This window comes from Porphyrobacter sp. GA68, from assembly GCF_022605525.1.
Lineage (GTDB): Bacteria > Pseudomonadota > Alphaproteobacteria > Sphingomonadales > Sphingomonadaceae > Qipengyuania_B.
In genome coordinates, this window is sequence record NZ_JAKQYJ010000002.1 from 317679 (window position 1) to 339155 (window position 21477).

Sequence of the window (21477 nt, forward strand, 5' to 3'; positions counted from 1 at the left end):
GAACGGGGTACCTCGCACGGCCCCTTTACGAACGGAGTAGAACAATGCGTCACGGTATTTCTCAGCGCAAGCTGGGCCGCAAGTCCGGCCACCGCACAGCCATGTTTCGCAACATGGCGGCCGCACTCATCAAGCACGAGCAGATCTTGACGACCCTGCCCAAGGCGAAGGAACTGCGCCCCTACATCGAAAAGCTGATCACGCTGGCAAAGCGCGGGGGCTTGTCCAACCGCCGGCTGGCCATGAGCAGGCTGGGCGACGAGGCGCAGCTGCGCAAGCTGTTCGACACTCTCGCAGAGCGTTATGGCGACCGCGAGGGCGGTTACACCCGCGTCATCAAGGCGGGCTACCGCGCGAGCGACGCGGCCCAGATGGCGGTAATCGAACTCGTGGATCGCGACGTCGCCGCCAAGGGGCAGGACAGCGGTCCGGTGCAGACGGCAGACGAGGACGAGCTGGAAGACGCCTGATCGTCAGCTGACTAGTGGAAGGGGGCCAGACTAGATGCCCTGGCCGCCCTTCCCACCTGTTGCGACGCGAAGGACCGTTGCATCCTGTCGTTAGCTGGCTACATCGGTGGCCAAGCATTTTGACGAGAGGACTTCCATGAACCGCCTTGCCCTTCTCACCGGTGTTGCCGCATGCCTGTTCGCGGCACCCGTTTCAGCCCAGGACATCGCCGTGCCGACGTATCCCGAAACATTCCGTGGCGATGTCGCGGAGGAACGGTTCGGCGAACGCATAGAAGACCCCTATCGCTGGCTCGAAGACGATGTGCGTACCAATCCGCAGGTCGCCCAGTGGGTAGAAGCGCAGAACGCAGTGACGCAGGAGTTTCTAAGCAGCCTGCCGGCGCGTGACTGGTACAGACAGAAGCTTGCGGGTTTGCTCGACTACGAACGCTATGGTCTGCCGGTCAAGAAGGGCGGCAGGTACTTCTATTCCTATAATCCCGGCCTGCTCAATCAAGCACAGTTGTTCGTCCGCGAAGGACTGACGGGCGAGCCGCGCCTCCTGATCGATCCGAACACCTGGGCGCAGGACGGCGCCACCGCCTTGGCCGACTGGGCACCGTCGAAATCCGGCCGCTTCGTTGCCTACGCCATCCAGGACGGCGGCAGCGACTGGCGCACGATCCGTGTGCTCGACACCGAAACCGGGCAGACGGTTGGGGACGAAATCCGCTGGGCCAAGTTCACCGGCATCTCGTGGGACGGGGATAACGGATTTTTCTACTCCCGCTTCCCCGAACCCGAAGAAGGCCAGGATTTTCAGGCGCGCAATTACAACCAGACGGTGTACTATCACCGGCTGGGCACGCCGCAGTCTGCGGATGAGGTAGTGTTCGCAACCCCGGACCATCCCGAACGCGGTCATGGCATGGCTGTCAGCGATGATGGTCGCTGGGGCTTTGTCATCAGCTCACTCGGCACCGATGCCAAATACGAGGTGCACGTCGTGGATCTGATGGCACGCGAGACGCAGGGGTGGCGGGCAAGGCCGCTCGTCAGCGGTTTCGAAAACGAATGGAACCCGATCGCGACGCTCGGCACAACTGCCTATTTCGTGACCAACAAAGATGCGCCGCGGTACCGACTGGTCGCGACGGATCTGTCCGCCCCGACACCGGCGTGGCGGACTGTTGTTAGCGAGACAGAGCAGCCAATCGCCGGCGCTTCCCTGATCGGTGACAAGCTGATCGTCCAGTATCTTCGCGATGCGGCGTCACGTGCGCAGGTGTTCGACCTGCAAGGACAGCCGGTGCGCGAAATCGCGATGGACGGGTTGGGCAGCGCCAGCGGCTTCATCGGGGAGCCGGGCGACCCTGAGACCTTTTATGCCTTTTCCAGCTTCAATCGTCCGCCAACCATCTACCGGCTCGACGTCAACAGCAATCAGACGGACACCTTCGCCGCGCCGAAGCTGACCTTCGATCCCGAACAGTATCTGGTGGAGCAGGTATTCTACAATTCCAAGGACGGCACCCGCGTGCCGATGTTTGTGGTACGCAGCAAGGCATCGGCAGCCAGCGGCAGGCCGGCCCCGACGCTGCTGTATGGTTATGGCGGCTTCGATATCTCGCTCACTCCGGGCTTTGCCGCCACGCGCATGGCCTGGCTGGAGGCTGGCGGCACCTATGTTGTCGCCAACATTCGCGGAGGCGGCGAGTACGGCAAGGCCTGGCACGATGGCGGGCGTCTGGCGAACAAGCAGAACGTATTCGACGACTTCATCGCGGCAGGCGAATATCTGAAAGCCAACGGTTACACACCGTCTGACGGATTGGCCATTCAGGGCGGGTCGAATGGCGGCCTGCTGGTCGGAGCGGTTGTCAATCAGCGGCCGGATCTGATCGACGCCGCCAATCCGTCGGTCGGCGTGATGGACATGCTGCGCTTCGATCAGTTCACCGCAGGCCGCTACTGGGTCGATGACTACGGATACCCCGACCGGGAAGCGGACTTCCGCGTTCTGCGGGCCTATTCTCCGCTCCACAACATCCGCGATGATGTGGACTATCCGCCGGTGCTGGTCACGACCGCAGACACCGACGATCGCGTCGTGCCGGGGCACAGCTTCAAATACACCGCTGCCTTGCAGGCTGCCGATCCGGGCGGTTATCCGCAGTTGATCCGTGTCGAAACGCGTGCAGGGCACGGGGCGGGCAAGCCCACGGACAAGATCATCGAGGAATATGCGGACGTGCTGGCATTCCTGGGTCACTTCACCGGCTTGGAGGTGCCTTCTGCCGGGCAGGCTTCCGTTCAGGCAAGCGCACGGTCAAATTAACAGTATCTGTCGGCCGGGTTCAGCCTCGCTCCAGCGGGGCGGGGCTATACCCGGCGCAGCATCGCGGAAGGTGGGCCGTGACGACCGCTGCGAGGAGACAGACAGATGAAGAAGATTGGCAATACGCTGCTTGGCGCGTTGGCAACGGGCGCCTTGACCATGACCGCAGTTGCACCCGCAGCTGCGCAGGACCGCTGGCGCGACCATGACCGCGACCGGGGCATCAGCGCCGGCGAGGTGATTGCCGGAGCAGTCGTTCTCGGCGGGCTGGCGGCAATCCTGTCCTCCGCCACGCGTGATCGCGACCGGTATGACCCGCGGTACGGCCGCTACGACGATCCGCGGCTTGCCGTCGAACGCTGTGTCAGGGCCGCTGAAACGGACGCCCGCCGGGCGGGGTATAGATACGCCGACGTGACTCAGATAACCGACGTGAACCGCACCCGCCGCGGGTTCAGAGTCGAAGGGCGGCTGCAGGTCGAGCAGGCAGGCTATGCCTCGCGCGGCAATTACGGCCGTGATCGGTGGGACCGCAACAGCCGCTATGACCGCTACAGCGGCGGCTTTTCCGATGCTGGGCGGTTCCGGTGCGACGTCGACAATGGCCGGATCCGCAGCATGAACTACCGGAGCATTCGTGGCCTGAGTTGATGGGTGATGGTGAGCGGTTTAGCTCACCGTTTCCTGCCACGTCGCCGGAACAGCAGCACCACCCCGATCAAGGTTCCTGTTGCCGCCAGCGCGGCGAAGGCAATCAGAATGGGGTGGTGCGTGTCGCTCCGACCCTTCAGGTCCATGATGTGCAGCCCCCAGGCTACGTCGAACAGGCGCCAGAACGGCGTGCGCACCGCCTCGATCGCTCCGGTTTCCTGACCCACATAAACATGCGTTCCATCCTCCAGCGCCACGCGCCAGGCCGGAACCTCCCGGCGAAAATCCAGCGGTGCAGCGTCGGCGGGATAGAACCGGACATCCGTCTGCGCCGCTCCGTTTACGATCTGCCGGGCTACAATGCTGCGCGCGTCCGCTTCGCTGACCGGCGCAAGCGGCGAACCCTGCGTGTCGTAGCGCCGGATTGCCGCGGCATCCTTAACGAAGACGATCGGGCGGTCGTCAACCATGCGGATGGTCACTTCAGTCGCGGCGGTCATTCCGCCGGGCAGCCTTAGTTCGGCAGCAAGGTTCGCGGGCAGGGTGGCCGGCGCGGCGTCGCGGCGGAGGTGTTCGCCCCGGACTTCTTCGATCGGGCGCGATACCATGAGCAGGCCGGTCAGTGTCCACATCAGCAGGGGCAGACCGATGATCCAGCCCAGCCAGACGTGCCAGCGTGATAGAGCCCGCATCAGCTTTTCTCTTTCTCATAAGACGGCAGGTTGATGTGCCATGTGATCGCCGCTCCGCGCAACGCGAAGCCGGCGGTGGCCGCAACGCTCCAGACAAGCGCGTCGGGCAGACCAGCCAGTGTGCCGATCGCGCAGAGGCCTGCCGATAATGCCGCGGCAGTGACATACAGTTCCGGCCGCATCAGGATCGATGGTTGACCGGCCAGCACATCGCGAATGATGCCGCCGACGCAACCGGTCACAACGCCTAGTATCGCGGAGGGCAGGGGAGGCACGCCGAATGCCAGCGCCTTGGCAGTCCCCAGCACCGAAAACGCGGCGAGGCCGGCGGCATCGCCCCATTCCAGCAGACGACCTTCCCACCACCGTGCCGGCGTGAACCAGGCAATGAGAGCGGTCGCCAGGATCACTGGCGCGATCAGCGGGCTGTGCAGCCAGAACGCCGGCACGCCGAGCAGCATGTCGCGGACCGTTCCGCCGCCGACGCCGGTGACGAGCGCAAAGAAGCTCATCGTGACAAAGGTTTGCCGCAGCCGCGCCGCCAGGAGCGCGCCCGTCAGCGCGAACACCGCGGTGCCGCCAAGGTCCAGCAGAGGCGGAAGGGCAGGGGCCATCACAGCGGGCGCGGTTCAGTCAGTGGCGAACAACTGGGCGGGGTTGGCAAACGCTTTGATCTCCAGCGCGTTGCCGGCAGGGTCGCGGAAGAACATGGTCGCCTGCTCTCCTGCCTGGCCTTTGAAGCGGATGTGGGGTTCGATGACAAAGGCAACTCCGCGTGCGGTGAGGCGCTGCACCAGCGCCTCCCACTCTGCCATGCTCAGTACCACGCCAAAGTGCGGTACGGGCACGGCATGGCCGTCCACCGGGTTGGCCGCTTCCGCGCCGCGGTTCGCCGACAGATGGGCGACGATCTGGTGGCCGTAGAAGTCGAAATCGATCCACTCAGCGGACGACCGACCTTCGGCGCAGCCCATCACCTCGCCCCAGAAGCGGCGCGCGGCGGCAAGGTCATCGACGGGGAAGGCAAGGTGAAATGGCGGCAAGGTCATAACGTCTCCAGCGGCAGGATAGCGGCATGGCAGCTTGAAGCCCACCTCATGCCGCGGGAAGTGCACGGCGCGAGCGGGTTCACCGTGCACCGATCCGATTCCCCGCTGCTGCCGGGACAGGCTGCCAGCCGGTCAGGCGTGGATCGGTTTGCCCTGCACCGCCATTGCCGCTTCCTTCAAAGCTTCGGAATGAGTTGGGTGGGCGTGACAGGTATAGGCGATATCCTCGCTCGTCGCGCCGAATTCCATCGCCTGCGCGGCCTGAGCGATCATCGTGCCGGCCAGCGTGTTCACCATCCAGACGCCTAAGACGCGGTCGGTCTCAGCGTCGGCCACCACCTTGACGAAGCCGTCGGTTTCGCGGTTGGTCTTGGCCCGGCTGTTAGCCATCATGGGAAACTTGCCGACCTTGATGCTGTGGCCCTTGTCCTTTGCCTCTTCTTCCGTCAGCCCAACGCCAGCGAACTCCGGGTTGGTGTAAACGACGCTCGGGATGACAGCGTGGTTGACGATGCCGGTCTGTCCGGCGATGTTTTCCGCAACGGCAATGCCTTCATCTTCCGCCTTGTGCGCCAGCATGGGGCCGGGAATGACGTCGCCGATCGCCCACACATTTTCCACTTTCGTGCGGAAATCGTGGCCCGTTTCTATCTGACCGCGGTTGTTGGTCTGAAGGCCGATCTTTTCCAAGCCGAGCCCTTCTGTGTTTGGCCGCCGTCCGATGGCGACAAGAACGTGGCTCGCCTCCAGCGCCTGCGGCTCGCCTCCGTCGGCAGGCTCGATGGTCACGGTAACGCCTTCGCCATTGTCGCTGGCGCCAGTGACCTTGCTTTTCAGGCGCAATTCCATGCCCTGCTTCTTGAATATCTTGGCCGCTTCCTTGCGCACGTCGCCGTCCATGCCGGGCAGCAACTGGTCGAGGTATTCAACCACGGTGACCTTTGCGCCAAGCCGGCGCCATACGCTGCCCAGTTCAAGCCCGATCACCCCGCCGCCGATCACCACCAGATGTTCCGGAACGCGGTCGAGCTTCAACGCGCCAGTCGAATCCACAATGCGGCCACCCTCGTTGTCGATCGCGATGCCCGGCAGCGGCGTCACGGAAGAGCCGGTGGCGATTACCACGTCCTTCGCGGTAACAGTGGTGTCGCCCACCTTGACGGTATGCGCGTCCTCGAAGCTGGCATGACCTTTCAGCCATGTGACCTTGTTCTTCTTGAACAGGAACTCGATCCCGCCGGTCAGCTCGCCCACGGCCTTCACCTTTTCCGCCATCATGCGATCAAGGTCGAGTTCCACCTTGGCCGTTATACCCCAGGTGGCGAAGTGGCCGTTTGCCGCTTCGTCGAACAGTTCGGACCCGTGCAGCAGCGCCTTGGAAGGGATGCAGCCGACGTTGAGACACGTGCCCCCAAGCGTGCCGCGACTTTCGGCGCAGGCGGTCTTCAGGCCAAGCTGCGCCGCGCGGATCGCCGCGACATATCCGCCGGGGCCGCCGCCGATGAAGAGGACGTCATAGTCGTAAGGTTGGTCAGCCAATCTCGTTCTCCGTCAAGGGCGCGGAATCCGTCTGCCCGAAGCGCCGGGCACAGGAGTTCACAATGTCCTGAACCCGTGCCGTGCTGAACTGGACGATGCCCGCCGCACCGCCTTCGATAACCTCATCCGCGCCGCACTCGCAAACCGGCTGCACCAGGGCGGGCGCGATCCCGTAGTCGGCGGCGAACTGCTGGCACTGGGCAATGAAGCTTTGCCGCGCCTGCGCTTCCACCGCCGGCCCAGCCGCTTCGCAGCCGGCCAGCGCGAGAGCCGCAGCGGTGAAGAGAGCGGGTGATTTCATCGTGTGAGGTAAATGGGTTATCACAGGTCGATCAGCAAGCGCGTGGGATCCTCGATCGCCTCCTTGATGATCTTGAGCGCAGTCACCGCTTCGCGCCCGTCGATCAGGCGATGGTCGTACGACAGCGCCAGGTACATCATCGGCCGTATCACGACCTGCCCATTCACCGCCACCGGCCGGTCCTCGATCCGGTGGAGGCCCAGCACCGCCGACTGCGGCGGGTTGATGATGGGTGTCGACATCAGGGAGCCGAACACGCCGCCGTTGGAAATGGTGAACGTGCCACCGCGCATATCGTCCATCGTCAGCGTGCCTTCCTTGGCGCGCGCGCCGAAGTCGGCAATATCCTTTTCGATCTGCGCGAAACCCTTTTTGTCGGCATCGCGGACCACCGGCACCACCAGACCGCCCGGCGCGCTGACCGCGACGGAAATGTCGACGTAATCGTGGTACACGATCTCGTCGCCTTCGATGTAGGCATTTGCCGCCGGAACATCCTTGAGGGCAAGGCAGGCTGCCTTGGCGAAGAAGCCCATGAAGCCGAGGCGGATGTCATGTTTCTTGGCAAACAGGTCCTTGTACTTCGCGCGGGCTTCGATGACCGCGCTCATGTCGCAGTCGTTGAAGGTGGTCAGCAGGGCAGCATTGTCCTGTGCCGCCTTGAGCCGCTTGGCGATCGTCTGGCGCATGCGGGTCATCTTCACCCGCTCCTCGCGCCGCCCGCCCGCGACGGACGGAGCCTGGGCTGAAGCCTGAGCCTGAGCGGCTTCCGCGTCACCACCCTGCCTTTTCGCTTCGGCGGCGGCGAGCACGTCTTCCTTGGTCAGCCGACCGTCGCGGCCAGTGCCCTTGATGGTGGTGGGATCAATCCCATGTTCGATCACCGCACGCCGAACCGCTGGCGACATGCCCTGCGCACTATCGCCTTGGCCACCCGCCGGTTCGGCTGGAGGGGCCGATGGCGCCGTTGCCGTGGTCTGCGCGCTGTCGCCGCTCTTCGCCTTGGCGGTGTCGCCGCCCTTCGTTCCAGCCGTCGCGCCTTCCTCGACACTCGCGATCACCGCGCCGACTTCGACGGTTGCGCCGACCTCGACCCGATGTTCTTGCAGCACGCCAGCCACGGGGGAGGGCACTTCCACGGCAACCTTGTCGGTTTCAAGGCTGGCGATCGGTTCGTCGACCGCCACCGCATCGCCGGGCTGCTTGAGCCATTCGGCGATCGTTCCTTCGGTGACGGATTCGCCCAGCGCGGGCACCTTGATCTCAGTTGCCATGATGTTTCCTCAAGCCCGTTCGGGATTTGTCTGCAGTTCGCGCGGCGCGTTGTCCTCACCCAGACCCAAGGCCGCGGTCACGAGCGCGTCCTGTTCAACCTGGTGCCGCTTGGCATAACCGGTGGCGGGGGAGGCAGCGGCTTCGCGCCCGGCATAGATCGGTCGCAGTCCGATGTGCCCGGCCTGTGTGGCTGCGTCCTCGAGCAGACGATCGACGAAGAACCAGGCACCGTTGTTCTTCGGTTCTTCCTGACACCAGACGATTTCGCGCAGGTTCGTCATCCGCGCCAGCCGCTTGGCCAGCGGTTCGCCGGGCCAGGGGTAGAGCTGTTCGATGCGGACGACGGACACATCCTCCAGTTCCTCCTTGTCGCGCCGTTCCAGCAGGTCATAGGCGACCTTTCCGGAACACAGCACCAGGCGGCGAACCTTGTCGTCAGCCATTTCTTTCGTATCGCTGACAATGCGGCGGAAGTGGCTCTGCCCCATGAACTCCGCCGCCGCCGACTTCGCCATGGGGTGACGCAGCAGCGACTTCGGCGTCATGATGATCAGCGGCTTTCGAAAGGGTCGCAACATCTGCCGCCGCAATACATGGAAGTAGTTCGACGGTACGGTGATGTTGCACACCTGGATATTGTCGCTTGCGCACAGTTGCAGGAACCGTTCAAGCCGCGCCGACGAGTGTTCCGGCCCTTGCCCCTCGTACCCGTGGGGCAACAGCATCACGAGGCCGTTCGCGCGCAGCCACTTCGATTCGCCGCTGGCGATAAACTGATCGATCATGATCTGGGCGCCATTGGCGAAGTCGCCGAACTGCGCTTCCCACAGAACCAGTGTCTTTGGATCGGCCAGCGCAAATCCGTAGTCGAATCCCAGCACGCCGTATTCCGACAGCGGGCTGTCATAAACCTCGAACTTGCCGTGGGGCAGGGTGGCAAGAGGCACGTGCTTGCGCTCGCCCCGCTGGTCCACCCAGACGGCGTGCCGCTGGCTGAAGGTGCCCCGGCCGCTGTCCTGGCCCGACAGGCGCACACCGTATCCTTCGGCAACCAGGCTACCGAAGGCGAGCGCTTCGGCAGTGGCCCAGTCGATACCCTCTCCGGTCGAAAACATCTCCCGCTTGGCATCGAGAACCCGGCGCAACGTGCGGTGGACGTCCAGATCGTCCGGCACGGTTGCGAGCGTCCTGCCGAGGCTGTCGAACAACTTCTTCTCGATGGCGGTGTCGACGTTCCGGCGCGAGGTTTCCGGATCCGCCGGCTTGTTTAGGCCGGCCCAGCGTCCCCCAAACCAATCCGCCGCGTTGGCGCGGTAATCGGGCGATGCGGCGAACTCCTCGTTCAGGCGCCCGGTGAAGTCTGCCGCGGCGGCGGCGGCGAACTGTTCGTCAACGACGCCCTGTTCGACCAGCCGCTCATTGTACAGAACGCTGACCTTGGGGTGTTTGCGGATGGCATCGTACATTACCGGCTGGGTGAAGCTCGGCTCGTCGCCTTCGTTATGGCCGAACCGGCGGTAACACCACATGTCGATCACGATGTCGCGCCCGAACTTCTGCCGGTACTCGACGGCCAGCTTGCAGGCGAAAGTGACGGCTTCGGGATCGTCGCCGTTAACGTGCAGGATCGGCGCCTGCACGCCTTTGGCCACGTCACTGGGGTAAGGGGACGAACGGGCGAACTGCGGGGAGGTGGTAAAGCCGATCTGGTTGTTGATGATAAAGTGGATGCAACCGCCCGTATCGTAACCAGGCACGCCCGAGAAACCGAGGCATTCCCAGACGATGCCCTGTCCGGCGAAGGCGGCGTCCCCATGGATGAGAACGGGCAGTACCTGCTGATGGCGGGTCAGATCGTCGCGGATCGCCTGCTGCGCGCGCGCCTTGCCCAGCACCACAGGGTTCACGGCCTCCAGGTGGGACGGGTTGGGAACCAGGCTCATGTGCACCGAGATGCCGTCGAATTCGCGGTCGGTGCTCGTGCCGAGGTGGTATTTCACGTCACCCGACCCGCCGACATCATCGGGGTTTGCGCTGCCGCCCTGGAATTCGTGGAAGATGACCCGGTACGGCTTGCCCATGACATTAGCGAGCACGTTCAGGCGGCCCCGGTGCGCCATGCCGTAGATGATCTCGCGTACGCCCAGCTGGCCACCGTATTTGATCACCGCCTCCAGCGCCGGGATCATGCTTTCCCCGCCGTCGAGGCCGAACCGCTTGGTGCCAACGTACTTGCGGCCAAGGAAGTTCTCGAACTCCTCGCCCCGGATCACCGCGGCCAGTATGGCCTTCTTGCCTTCCGGCGTGAACTGAATGGTGTCTTCGGGGCTTTCGAAGCGCTCTTGCAGGAAACGTCGTTCCTCCACATCGGCGATGTGCATATATTCAAGGCCGACTTTTCCGCAGTAATCCCGGTGCAGCAGTTCGCACAACTCGCGCGGAGTCACCCACTCGCGCCCGAGGTTGCCACCGACATACACGTCGCGGTCCAGCGCATGCTTGGGAAAGTGCCATTCCAGCTTGAGGTCGTCAGGCAACTCGCGCCGTGCGAGGCCCAGCGGGTCGAGATCGGCCGCGAGATGACCGCGCACGCGGTAGGTGCGGATCATCAGCATGGCGCGGATGCTGTCGTCCGCCGCCTGCTCGATAGCCTTGGGATCAACCGTCTTGCCCGCCTTGGCGGCCGCCTTCGCGACCGCCAGCTTCATGGCGGTGGGGTCAAGCGCCGCCGTCAGATCGTCGGCCGCGTCGGCGCCGGTCAGCGGCCAGCGCGGATTGCCCCACGAAGGGCCGGCCTGCGCCGCTTCCTGATCGGTCAGGGCGGGGAGGAAATCGTGCGCTTCGTTACCCATGGTCATACCTTTTCAACCGCCGTCTCCGGCGATCGTTCGCCGGCTGCGCCAGCCCTCAGGCCAGCTCTTTCAACAGAGCGTCCAGCGTGGTGCCCAGTTCCGACGGCGATTGCGCAACGCGGATGCCGGCATCCTCCATCGCGGCGATCTTGTCCTCCGCACCGCCCTGGCCGCCCGAGACGATCGCGCCGGCATGACCCATGCGGCGTCCCGGAGGTGCGGTGCGCCCGGCGATGAAGCCGACCATCGGCTTGGAGCGGCCCTTGGCGCGCTGTTCCTTGATGAAGGCGGCTGCCTCTTCTTCCGCGGAGCCGCCGATCTCGCCGATCATGATGATCGACTTGGTTTCGTCGTCCGACAGGAACAGGTCGAGCACGTCGATAAAATTGGTGCCGTTCACCGGATCGCCGCCGATGCCGACCGCCGTCGTCTGGCCAAGACCCACGGCGGTGGTCTGGTGCACCGCTTCGTAGGTCAGGGTGCCGGAACGCGAGACGACGCCCACGCTGCCCTTCTTGAAGATGGAGCCGGGCATGATCCCGATCTTGCACTCGCCCGGCGTCAGCACGCCGGGGCAGTTCGGGCCGATCAGCCGCGAGCTGGAGCCGGTCAGCGCCCGCTTCACCCGAACCATGTCGAGCACCGGGATGCCTTCGGTGATGGTCACGATCAGCGGGATTTCCGCGTCGATCGCTTCCAGGATCGAGTCCGCGGCGAACGGCGGCGGGACGTAGATCACGGATGCCGTCGCGCCGGTTTCCGCCTTCGCCTCGGCCACGGTGTTGAACACCGGCAGGCCGATATGCGTGGTGCCGCCTTTGCCCGGCGTCACCCCGGCCACCATCTGCGTCCTGTAACCGAGCGCCTGTTGCGTGTGGAAAGTGCCGGTTTCGCCGGTCATCCCCTGGGTGATTACCTTCGTGTTCTTGTCGACGAGGATAGACATTAACGATTTCCCGTAAAAGTGACCAAAACGTCGGGCGTGCTTCGCCCGAAACGATACTCGCAAGTAAAAGGTAAATCCGTCTCACCGGACGTGGGCCAACGAGCGACGAGCAATTTCGCGTCAAAGTTGACAGTGGTATCGCGCTCGACCCAGGCAGACGCGTTTAAGTCAATGCCTGTTTCCTGCTCGTGCGCCGCTGCAAGACACGCCTCGATCACCTGAAGATCTGTGGGACGGTTGCTGCCGACATCATCGCATCCGATCGCCACGAGCGGGGAAAGGAACATCAAGGCGCACCTTCGCGGCATCACAACGAGCTGTCCATCCCCCGGCACGCCTCCAGGAGTTCCTCCACCGCGTCGGTCGACACCTTGAGGTTCGCCTTCTCCTCGTCCGACAGGGCGATCTCCACCACCTCCTCGATGCCGTTCGCGCCGATCACAGCCGGCACGCCGACATAGAGGCCGTCGAGACCGTACTTGCCATCGACAAAGGCCGCCACGGGCAGGATCCGCTTCTGGTCGCCCAGATACGCTTCGGCCATGGCGATGGCGCTGGTCGCGGGGGCGTAATAGGCGCTGCCGGTTTTTAGCAGGCCGACGATCTCGCCGCCGCCATTGCGGGTGCGCTTGACGATCTCGTCGAGCTTCTCCTGCGAAGAGCGGCCCTGCTTGACGAGGTCGCCCACCGGGATGCCGCTGATGGTGGAGTAGGACAGCACCGGCACCATCGTGTCGCCATGCCCACCCAGCACGAAGGCGTTCACATCCTTGACGCTGACACCGAACTCCCAGGCGAGGAACGTCGCGAAGCGCGCGCTGTCGAGCACGCCGGCCATGCCGACCACCTTGTTGTGCGGCAACCCGGAGAATTCGCGCAGCGCCCAGACCATCGCGTCCAGCGGATTGGTGATGCAGATCACGAAGGCGTCGGGGCAATTGTCGCGGATGCCCTCGCCCACCGCCTTCATCACCTTGAGGTTGACGCCAAGCAGGTCGTCCCGGCTCATCCCCGGCTTGCGGGGGACGCCAGCGGTGACGATCACCACGTCCGCGCCTGCAATGTCGGCGTAATCGTTGGTGCCGGTCATCTTCGCGTCGAACCCTTCGACCGGGCCGCACTGCGCCAGGTCCAGCGCCTTGCCCTGAGGAATACCTTCCGCGATGTCGAACAGGACGATGTCGCCCATTTCCTTCTTCGCGGCGAGATGGGCAAGGGTGCCGCCGATCATGCCGGCGCCGACCAGGGCGATTTTCTTGCGAGCCATATCTTCGATCCGTCTGCGTCCGGCGGGCGGGATCGCCGGGCTATGTCCGCAAGCGACGCCCCCGCACGTGGCATCGCGATAGCTGAATGCCGTAGCGGACTAGGCGGGTGAAGTGGGGATTGCAACCGCCAATCCAAGCCGCTCGAAGCAGAGTGGTTGCTGTTGCGACGCGGTTGCAATAACGGCTCTTACTACAATTGCCGCTCTCCTGCGGGGGCGGCGTCATTATCGTATCTTTGCCGGTCTGAACGGTTGTGGCGGGCCGGCGCATCGAAGTGTTCGCGGATCGCCAGCCATCGTTCTTCTGCCGGCCGGTCGCCGTGCCGTTCCGCCTGCCAGCACGCCAGCCGGGCGATGTTGCCGGCCGCCGCGCCATAGCGCGCGAACAGGCGCAGCGCTTCTGTCAGGGATGCCGGCCACACGCCGGCATCGTTGTCATTGGCAGCATGCGGGCGCGCTGTGCGTCGAAATGCGGAGTGCGGGGAACTGGCTCCGCCAAAAGGTGCGGAGTCACTACGCTTCGACATAAAGAGGGGGATACCTTTTGTTGCAGTGCGGGCGTCCGGCGGGTTGTAGGCGCATCGGTGCTAATTTCCTGTTCCGCAAAGAGGTTTCGAGAAGGTTAAGCGGCCATTCCGGGCCACTTGCCCGTTGCCGGAGGCAGAGCTAAGGAGAGGCACGTCATGGGTTGCCTGCGGCTACGCGGGCCGAAGAGGGAAGCGGGTGCGAGACCCGCGCTGCCCCCGCAACTGTGACCGGCGAGCACCGTCTCATCATGCCACTGTTCCTGCGCCGCAGCCGGGACGGGAAGGCGGGGCGGATGCGTTGACCCGGCGAGTCAGGAGACCTGCCCGTGACTGTCGTACCGCTTGCCGGGCGGGGTGTACCGGAGGCAGCGATTGCCCGCCTGACGCGGCGGGTCTTCGTCATGGGCGACTTTCGCGCGTGTGATGGAGATTGGAAATGCGAAAACTTGCCTGCCTGCTGGCGGTATCATCCGCGTTGGCCGCGCCTGCCTGGGCGCAAGATGGCGAACCCATAATCTTTGCCTTGGACCGAGTTTCGCCGGACACGATCACCGTGACCGCCACGGGCGTTCGCACCGACATTGCGAACACCGGGCAGGCGATCACGCTGATCGGGCGGGCCGAGATCGAGCAGGTCCAGGGCGCCGATGTGGAGAGGGTTCTGCGCCGCGTTCCGTCCGCCACCCTCACCCGCAGCGGGCCTGTCGGGGCGTTCACCTCGCTGTCGCTGCGCGGCGCTTCGGGTGATCAGTTGCTGGTGCTGGTTGACGGGGTGCGCGTTGCGGACCCGGCGGCTCCGGCGGGCGGGTTCGATTTCGGCAACCTGCTGACCGGTACGATGGACAAGCTCGACATCCTGCGCGGTTCGAACAGCACGATCTGGGGCTCCGACGCAGTGGGCGGGGTAGTCGACGTGACCACCCGGCGCACATCGGGCGCGGAAGCGGCGGTGGAATATGGTTCGCGGGGCACGTTGTTCGGCAACGCGGCCGCCGGCCTGGAAGGCGACCGCTACTTCGCCAGCGTGACGGGCGGGTGGCTGCGGACCGGCGGCTTCTCCGCCGCCGCGGGCGGAACCGAACGCGACGGTTTTCGGCAGGGTTCGCTGGGCGGCGCCGTGTTCTTTGACGCGACCGACCAGATAGAGGTGTTCGCAACCGGCCGCTACGCGCGCGGCAATCTCGACATCGACGGGTTTTCGTTCGCACCACCGTTCCTGCCGGTGGACACCAGCGAGCGGCAGGTGACGCGGCAGTATTCCGGTGCGGTCGGTGCTGCCTATTACGGAACGGACCTGACCCTGCGCGGCTTCTGGTCGCTGGCCGATACCGCACGCGAGAACTTCGCATCGCCGGCCGCGCCGCAGCCCGACTTTGCCAGCGACGGTCACTCCGAGAGGCTCAGCCTGCGGGGCGAGTACCGGCTGATCGGCGGGCTGGCCCTCTCCTTCGGAGCGGAGCGGGAGTGGACTGACTACCGCACCACCTTCACCCAGCGGGCAGAGACAGCCATCACCGGTGCTTACACCCAGCTCGGCTGGGTGCTGGGAGGACTGGCGGTCCATGCCGGAGCGCGGATCGACGCGCACGAACGGTTCGGCAGCGAGTGGAGTTTTGGCGGGGACGTCAGCTATGTCGTGGCGCGTGACTGGCGTGTGAAGGCCAGCGTTGGCGAGGGATTCAAGGCGCCCACCCTGTTCCAGCTGTTTTCCGACTTCGGCAATGAAGCGTTGCAGCCGGAACGTTCCACCAGCTTCGATATCGGCGTGGAGCGAGGTTCCCGTGGCGGGCCGCTGCACTTTGCGCTGACCGCGTTTCGCCGGAACAGCGAGGCCCTTATCGATTTCGCCTTCACCGATGATCGCCCGAACGGCGGCTATTTCAACATCGGGCGGGCGCGGGCGCAGGGCGTGGAGCTTGAGTTGGGCACGCGGCTGTCGGAGCGGATGTCGGCGGGCGCGGTGTATGCGCTGATCGACACGCAGGACCGCACCGCTGGCGTTGCCGGAGTTGGTAACGAGCTGCCTCGGCGGCCGCGCCACGCGGGCACTGTCTATGCCGACTGGCAAACGCCGGTGGCAGGTATCGGCCTCGGAGCCGATGTCCGGCTCGTCGGCGACAGTTTCGATGACCGGGCAAACCTGCGCCCGATCGACGGGCACGCGGTTGCGGACCTGCGCGCCAGCATACCTGTAGGCGAGCGGCTGGAGCTGTTCGGTCGGGTGGAGAACCTGTTCGGTGCGGAATACCAGACTGTGCTCGGCTATGCTCAACCGGGCCGCGGTGTCTTTGCCGGAGTAAGGCTGCGGCGGTGAGATTTTCGCTACTCCTTGCCGGGTTGCTGCTGGCGGGTTGCGGCTGGAACGGACCGGTGGGGCGGACGCACGAGCAGGCAGGCAGGCCAACTGTGGTCAGCCTGAACCCATGCGTCGATGCCGTGCTGGTGGAGGTGGCGGACCCGCGCCAGGTGCTCGCGCTGTCGCACTGGAGCGGTGATCCCGCGTCGAGTTCGCTGCCGCAGGAGCTTGCCCGGCGATATGCCGTGACCGGCGGCACGGTCGAGGAAGTGCTGGCGCTGGGGCCGGACCTTGTGCTGGCGAGCAGCTTTCTCGACCCGGCTACCCGTGACGCGCTCGATCGGCTCGGCGTCCGGGTGGAGCTGTTCGGGATCGCGGGCACACTGGCCGAGAGTAAAGCGCAGGTTCGGCGGATCGCCGCGCTGATCGGCAGCCCGGCGGCTGGCGAGCGGCTGGTCGGGCGGATGCGCCTGGCGGTGGCTGATGCCGCGCCGCCGGCGGGCGCACAGCCGGTCGACACGGTGCTGTGGCAGCCCGGCGGCATCGTTCCGGGGCGCGGGACGCTGGTGGCCGAACTGCTGGAGCGTACGGGCTTCGCCAATGGCGCCGCCGCGCGTGGTTACAGGCAGGCGGATTACCTGCCGCTGGAAGCGGTGGTCGCAGATCCGCCGGAACTGCTGCTGGTGGCGGGCCACGATCCGGGTCAGGTGCATCCCGTGCTGGACGCACTGCCAGGCATGACCCGCACGAAGCTTGATCCGGCGCTGCTGTATTGCGGCGGCCCCACGGTGGTGCGCGCGGCGCAGCGGCTGGCGGCGCTCAGACGGACGATGGAGGCCCAGCGGTGAGCCGTGCGACAGCGATCTTCGCCGCGCTGCTGGCTCTGGCGCTGCCCCTGTCGCTGCTGGCAGGACGGGTGTGGCTGAACCCGGCGGAGGTCCCCAACACCGCGCTCATCCTGACCGAATTGCGCCTGCCGCGCGCCTTGCTGGCGATCATCATCGGCGCAGGGCTGGGCATGGCGGGGGCGGCGATGCAGGGCTATCTGCGCAATCCGCTGGCCGATCCCGGCCTGTTCGGCATCGCGCCGAGCGCCGCGCTGGGCGCGGTGGCGGCGCTGTGGCTGGGCCGGGAGGCGGGGTTCGCCGCAGGCACCTGGGCCGTTCCGCTGTTCGCGCTCGCCGGCGCGGGCGGGGCGATGGCGGTGCTTGCGCTCATTGCGGGGAGGACGCCGCCGGGGCTGGGCCGGGGCATCGCGCTGTTCACCCTCGCCGGGCTGATGATCTCCAGCCTGGCGGGCGCCCTGACCGCGCTGGCCATCAGCCTTGCACCCAACGCCTTCGTGATGAGCGAGATCGTGCTGTGGCTGAACGGCGCGCTGACCGATCGCGGTTGGCGCGAGGTATGGCTTGCCGCGCCGCTCGTGGCGCTGGGCGGCGCACTGTTGTGGCAGGCGCGGGACGCATTGGATGGATTGACGCTGGGAGGGGAGGTGGCGCGTTCGCTCGGCGTCGATCCGCGCCGGCTGCTGTGGCTGCTGGTGGCCGGCGTCGGGCTGACCGTTGGGGCGGGCGTGGCGGTGGCCGGGATCATCGGCTTCGTCGGACTGGTCGTCCCTCACCTCGTGCGCCCGCTGACGGACGAGCGGCCTTCGCAACTGCTGCTGCCGAGCGCGCTGGCGGGCGCGCTGCTGGTGCTGGTCGCGGACAGCGTGGTGCGCGTGCTGCCACTGGTCGTCGAACTCAGGCTGGGTATCGCCCTCAGCCTTGTCGGAGCGCCGTTCTTCCTGTGGCTGTTGCTGCGGCTGCGACGGGGGTGGGCATGACGCTGACGGCGGAGGCGCTTATGCTGACAGGGAGGTTGCAGCGTGTCAGCGCCGCCTTCATGCCCGGTCACATCACCGCCATCTGCGGCCCCAACGGCGCGGGCAAGTCGAGCCTGCTGCATGCCCTTGCCGGGTTGCTGTCACCGGCCAGCGGGACGGTTCGGCTGGATGGCGCGCCGCTGGCACAGATGCGGGCGAGGGAGCGGGCCCGGCGGATCGGCTTTCTGCCGCAAAGCGCGGAGGTCGCCTGGGACGTTCCGGTGCGCAGCCTTGTTGCGCTGGGCCGGATGCCGCACGGCGACCGCTCATCGCCGCCAGTCGACGCCGCGCTGGCGGCCATGGACCTACAGCACGTTGCGCAGCGGCGGGTGCTGACCCTGTCCGGGGGCGAGCGGGCGCGGGTGCTGCTGGCACGGGTGCTGGCGGGGGAACCGCGCTGGATCCTCGCGGACGAGCCGCTGGCCGCGCTGGACCTTGCCCATCAGGCGGCCATGCTGCGCCACTTCCGCACGTCGGCTGCTGCGGGAACAGGTGTGGTGCTGGTCCTGCACGACCTGGCGGCGGCGATGAACCATGCCGACCGGGTGCTGGTGCTAACCCAGGGAGCGGTGGCGGCGGATGGCTCGCCCGATCACGCGCTGGACGCGGCGGTAATCAAACGGGTGTGGAACGTTGATGCGCAATGGATTGGCGACACTGGCGCGCGTGCCCTCGTGACGATGGGGCGGGGCGGTTCGAGTTGATGCGACCAGGCCGCGCACAGGTTACGTGAGGGCATGGACAACCAGGCGGACGGCTTGTTACCCCGGCACATGGCCTGTTCTCAGCGCGAGGAAATTGTCGCCCGCTGGTTTTTCCTGACCCGCGAGAAGATGCCTCAACTGGCCGCCGAACGCGGCTGGCCGGTGCGGTTCGACCATTGTTTCCAGCGCATCCTGCTCGACAACGCAGTGGGCGGGGTTTGGCGGGACGTCATACCTGCGCCGGCATACCGGAATGCCACGGACGCGCAGCTGCTTGCGGCACTTGCCTTGGGCGAACGGGTGGTGCGGGGGGAGGCGGACCTTGCCGAGATGAACCGCCGCTCGCTGGCATGGCGGAAAAAGGCGTGAGCCGATGCCGGTTTGGGGTGGTTTAAGCCAAACCACCCCGTCGCGGATCAAGCGCGGATCGCCAGGATTACCGCCGCCCGGTCGCCGTCGTTGCTGGCTGCCCCTGTGCGGGATCGTCCACAAGCCCGCGGGCTTCCAGCATTGGTCGCACATCGGGCTGGCGGCCGGCGAAGTTCTGGAACATCTGGAAGTAATCCTCGGTCCCCCCGCGGCTGAGCACGGTGGCCCGGTAATGGTCGCCGTTCGCGCGCGTCAGGCCGCCGTTGTCGCGGAACCACTTGCGGCTGTCCCGGTCCAGCATCTCGGTCCACAGGTAGGAATAGTACCCCGCGCTGTACCCGGCCGGATCGGAGAAGATGTGGTTGAAATAGTTTGACCGGTAACGCGGCGGCACCAGGTCGATCTCGAGCCCGAGCTCCTGGAGCGAGCGGCGCTCGAAGGCGTCCACTTCTTCGGGTGTGTCGATGGCGGCCGCCTGTTCAGGGGTCAGGGCGTGCCATTTCATGTCCAGCAGCGCCGCGGCAACCACTTCGCCAAAGTCGTACCCCTGGTTGAACTTCGCCGCTTCCTCGATCTTGGTGATGAGGTCGGCAGGGATCGGCTGCCCGGTCTGATAATGCCGGGCATAGTTGGCGAGGATCCGGGGATCGGTCGCCCACATCTCGTTCACCTGGCTGGGGTATTCGACGAAGTCGCGCGCGGTCGCCGTGCCGGACAGGGATGCGTACTGCTGGTCCGCGAACAGGCCGTGCAGCGCGTGACCCAGCTCGTGGAACAGCGTGTTCACATTGTCGAAGCTGATCAGCTGCGGTTCGCCTTCCGGCGCCTTGGGCACGTTCAGCACGTTGTACACGACCGGCTTGGTGCCATAGAGGTGGCTCTGGTCGACGAAATTGCCCATCCACGCGCCGCCGCGCTTGGAAGGCCGCTGGAACGGGTCGAAGTAGAACAGCCCCATTTCGCTGCCGTCCCGGTCGAGCACCGTGTAAACCGTGACATCGGGGTGATAGACCGGCAGGTCCGTACGCTTCTGGAAAGAGATGCCGTACAGCTGATTGGCGGCATAGAACGCGCCATCTTCCAGCACGCGGGTCAGTTCGAAATAGGGCTTCACCGCATTCTCGTCGAGATCGTAGCGTTCCTGCCGCACCATTTCGGCGTAGCGGTACCAATCCCATGGCTGCACCGTGAAATTGCCGCCTTCTTCGCGGATCTTCTGGTTCAGCAAAGCCGCCTCGCGCCGCTGCGTCCCGGCGAGCGCGGGAACCATCTGTCCCATGAAGTCGAGCGCGGTGCGCGGTTCCTGCGCCATGCGGTCGTACATGACATAGCTAGCCCAGTCCGGTTCCCCGAACAGCGCGGCCTTCTGCGCGCGCAGCGTCGCGATGCGGGCGAGCAGGGTGCGCGTGTCGTTCTCGCCGCCTTGATCGGCGCGGTTGACGCTGGCCCGGAACAGGCGCTCGCGCAGCGCCCGGTTCTCCAGCGTGGGGAGCAGCGGCTGCTGCGTGGTGTTCTGCAGCGCGATGAGGTACCGGCCCTGCAGGCCGCGTTCCTCTGCCGCCTTGCGCGCGGAGGCGATTTCCGTCTGGCTCAGCCCGGCGAGCTGCGCGACGTCATCCACGACAATGGCGCCGTCGACGGTGGCCTGCCGCACCTTCTGCGAAAACTCGGTGGTGGCGGTGGACAGTTCGGAATTGATCGCCTTGACCTGCTCCTTCTGCGCGTCCGTCAGCAGGGCGCCGGCGTGGACCATGTTTTCGTAGGTGCGCTCCAGCAGCCGGGCGTCTTCCTTGCTCATGGTCATGGCGGCGCGGTTGTCGTAAACCGCCTTCACCCGCTGGAACAGTACGGGATCGAGGTTGATCGCGTCGCTGTGCGCGGCCAGCCGGGGGCCGACCTGCGCGTCAACGGCGTCCAGCGTATCATTGGTGTTGGCGCCGGTCAGGGCATAGAACATGGTCGCCACCCGGGTCAGCATCCGGCCGCTGGTTTCCAGCGCGACAATGGTGTTCTGGAAAGTCGGCGCTGCGGGATTGTCGCGGATCCGGGCGATCTCGACATTGTGGGCGCGCATCGCTGTCTCGAACGCGGGGAGGTAATCGCCGTCGCTCACCCGGGTGAAGTCGGGCGCGAGGAACGGCAGTTCGCTCGCCTGCGCGAAATAGCCGGTGGCGCCGACCGTTTCTTCCGCCGACCGCGTATCGGCAGCGGCGCGAGGCGCGGTGGAGCTGTCGGAGAGCGCGGCATCATTCATGGTGGTGCATCCGGTAAGGGCGGTGCCTGCAAGCAGGGCGGGCAGGGCGAGGGAACGGTTGAAGCGCATGTTTTCTCCAAGGAAACGCGGACTGGCATGCG

At 65.6% G+C, this 21477-nt stretch carries 20 protein-coding genes and 1 riboswitch; of the genes, 8 read left to right on the forward strand and 12 right to left on the reverse strand.

From position 1 onward, the window contains the following. Positions 1-44: 44 nt before the first annotated feature. From rplQ to LHJ54_RS09345, 3 genes are all read left to right on the forward strand, one after another. Complete coding sequence (rplQ, locus tag LHJ54_RS09335; protein ID WP_228243613.1) at positions 45-470, forward strand: 50S ribosomal protein L17; 426 nt, start codon at positions 45-47, stop codon at positions 468-470. 136 nt (positions 471-606) lie between these two features. After that, positions 607-2790, forward strand: coding sequence for a prolyl oligopeptidase family protein (locus LHJ54_RS09340; protein ID WP_228243614.1), 2184 nt, complete (start codon positions 607-609; stop codon positions 2788-2790). 105 nt (positions 2791-2895) lie between these two features. Then, positions 2896-3441, forward strand: coding sequence for a hypothetical protein (locus LHJ54_RS09345; RefSeq protein ID WP_228243615.1), 546 nt, complete (start codon positions 2896-2898; stop codon positions 3439-3441). Positions 3442-3464: 23 nt separating this feature from the next. On the opposite strand, the gene LHJ54_RS09350 is transcribed toward LHJ54_RS09345, so the two are convergent. The 11 genes from LHJ54_RS09350 to LHJ54_RS09400 form a co-directional block, all read right to left on the reverse strand. Next, positions 3465-4133: a PepSY domain-containing protein gene (locus LHJ54_RS09350; RefSeq protein ID WP_228243616.1), complete on the reverse strand. Its 669-nt coding sequence runs from the start codon at positions 4131-4133 to the stop codon at positions 3465-3467. Then, positions 4133-4747 carry a trimeric intracellular cation channel family protein gene (locus LHJ54_RS09355; protein ID WP_228243617.1) on the reverse strand — a complete coding sequence of 205 codons (615 nt, stop codon included), beginning with the start codon at positions 4745-4747 and terminating at the stop codon, positions 4133-4135. The genes LHJ54_RS09350 and LHJ54_RS09355 overlap by 1 nt, the downstream gene beginning before the upstream one ends. Positions 4748-4762: 15 nt before the next feature. Then, positions 4763-5182, reverse strand: a complete 420-nt coding sequence (locus LHJ54_RS09360) for a VOC family protein (protein ID WP_228243618.1) — start codon at positions 5180-5182, stop codon at positions 4763-4765. Positions 5183-5314: 132 nt separating this feature from the next. After that, on the reverse strand, positions 5315-6721 hold the full coding sequence (lpdA, locus tag LHJ54_RS09365) for a dihydrolipoyl dehydrogenase (protein WP_228243619.1): 1407 nt from the start codon (positions 6719-6721) through the stop codon (positions 5315-5317). After that, positions 6714-7022, reverse strand: a complete 309-nt coding sequence (locus LHJ54_RS09370; protein ID WP_228243620.1) for a hypothetical protein — start codon at positions 7020-7022, stop codon at positions 6714-6716. The genes lpdA and LHJ54_RS09370 overlap by 8 nt, the downstream gene beginning before the upstream one ends. Positions 7023-7042: 20 nt before the next feature. Continuing rightward, on the reverse strand, positions 7043-8296 hold the full coding sequence (odhB, locus tag LHJ54_RS09375; RefSeq protein ID WP_228243621.1) for a 2-oxoglutarate dehydrogenase complex dihydrolipoyllysine-residue succinyltransferase: 1254 nt from the start codon (positions 8294-8296) through the stop codon (positions 7043-7045). Positions 8297-8305: 9 nt separating this feature from the next. Beyond that, entirely contained in the window at positions 8306-11149 is a 2844-nt protein-coding gene (locus LHJ54_RS09380) for a 2-oxoglutarate dehydrogenase E1 component (protein WP_228243622.1), read from the reverse strand. A gap of 55 nt (positions 11150-11204) precedes the next feature. Then, positions 11205-12095, reverse strand: coding sequence for a succinate--CoA ligase subunit alpha (gene sucD, locus LHJ54_RS09385; RefSeq protein WP_228243623.1), 891 nt, complete (start codon positions 12093-12095; stop codon positions 11205-11207). After that, complete coding sequence (locus LHJ54_RS09390; RefSeq protein ID WP_228243624.1) at positions 12095-12382, reverse strand: hypothetical protein; 288 nt, start codon at positions 12380-12382, stop codon at positions 12095-12097. The genes sucD and LHJ54_RS09390 overlap by 1 nt, the downstream gene beginning before the upstream one ends. Before the next feature lie 20 nt (positions 12383-12402). After that, the gene (gene mdh, locus LHJ54_RS09395; RefSeq protein WP_228243625.1) at positions 12403-13362 is read right to left on the reverse strand and encodes a malate dehydrogenase; all 960 of its coding nucleotides are present in this window, start codon (positions 13360-13362) and stop codon (positions 12403-12405) included. A gap of 191 nt (positions 13363-13553) precedes the next feature. Beyond that, positions 13554-13889, reverse strand: a complete 336-nt coding sequence (locus tag LHJ54_RS09400; RefSeq protein ID WP_228243626.1) for a hypothetical protein — start codon at positions 13887-13889, stop codon at positions 13554-13556. Positions 13890-14030: 141 nt separating this feature from the next. Beyond that, a riboswitch (cobalamin riboswitch) is annotated at positions 14031-14232 on the forward strand. Positions 14233-14325: 93 nt separating this feature from the next. On the opposite strand from LHJ54_RS09400, the gene LHJ54_RS09405 reads away from it, so the two are divergent. Genes LHJ54_RS09405 through LHJ54_RS09425 form a run of 5 tightly spaced genes read left to right on the forward strand, consistent with a single transcriptional unit; the run spans position 14326 to position 19122 of the window. Beyond that, positions 14326-16203, forward strand: coding sequence for a TonB-dependent siderophore receptor (locus LHJ54_RS09405; protein ID WP_228243627.1), 1878 nt, complete (start codon positions 14326-14328; stop codon positions 16201-16203). Next, positions 16200-17033 (forward strand): ABC transporter substrate-binding protein, encoded by an 834-nt coding sequence (locus LHJ54_RS09410; RefSeq protein WP_228243628.1) that lies wholly within the window; start codon positions 16200-16202, stop codon positions 17031-17033. Before LHJ54_RS09405 ends, LHJ54_RS09410 begins: the two co-directional genes overlap by 4 nt. After that, positions 17030-18010 (forward strand): iron ABC transporter permease, encoded by a 981-nt coding sequence (locus LHJ54_RS09415; RefSeq protein ID WP_228243629.1) that lies wholly within the window; start codon positions 17030-17032, stop codon positions 18008-18010. The genes LHJ54_RS09410 and LHJ54_RS09415 overlap by 4 nt, the downstream gene beginning before the upstream one ends. Next, positions 18007-18753 carry an ABC transporter ATP-binding protein gene (locus LHJ54_RS09420; RefSeq protein WP_228243630.1) on the forward strand — a complete coding sequence of 249 codons (747 nt, stop codon included), beginning with the start codon at positions 18007-18009 and terminating at the stop codon, positions 18751-18753. The genes LHJ54_RS09415 and LHJ54_RS09420 overlap by 4 nt, the downstream gene beginning before the upstream one ends. Positions 18754-18786: 33 nt before the next feature. Then, positions 18787-19122, forward strand: a complete 336-nt coding sequence (locus LHJ54_RS09425) for a GCN5-related N-acetyltransferase (protein ID WP_228243631.1) — start codon at positions 18787-18789, stop codon at positions 19120-19122. Between the two features lie 67 nt (positions 19123-19189). Here LHJ54_RS09425 and LHJ54_RS09430 read toward each other — a convergent pair whose 3' ends face one another. After that, positions 19190-21445, reverse strand: a complete 2256-nt coding sequence (locus tag LHJ54_RS09430; protein WP_228243632.1) for a M3 family metallopeptidase — start codon at positions 21443-21445, stop codon at positions 19190-19192. Between the last annotated feature and the right edge of the window lie 32 nt (positions 21446-21477).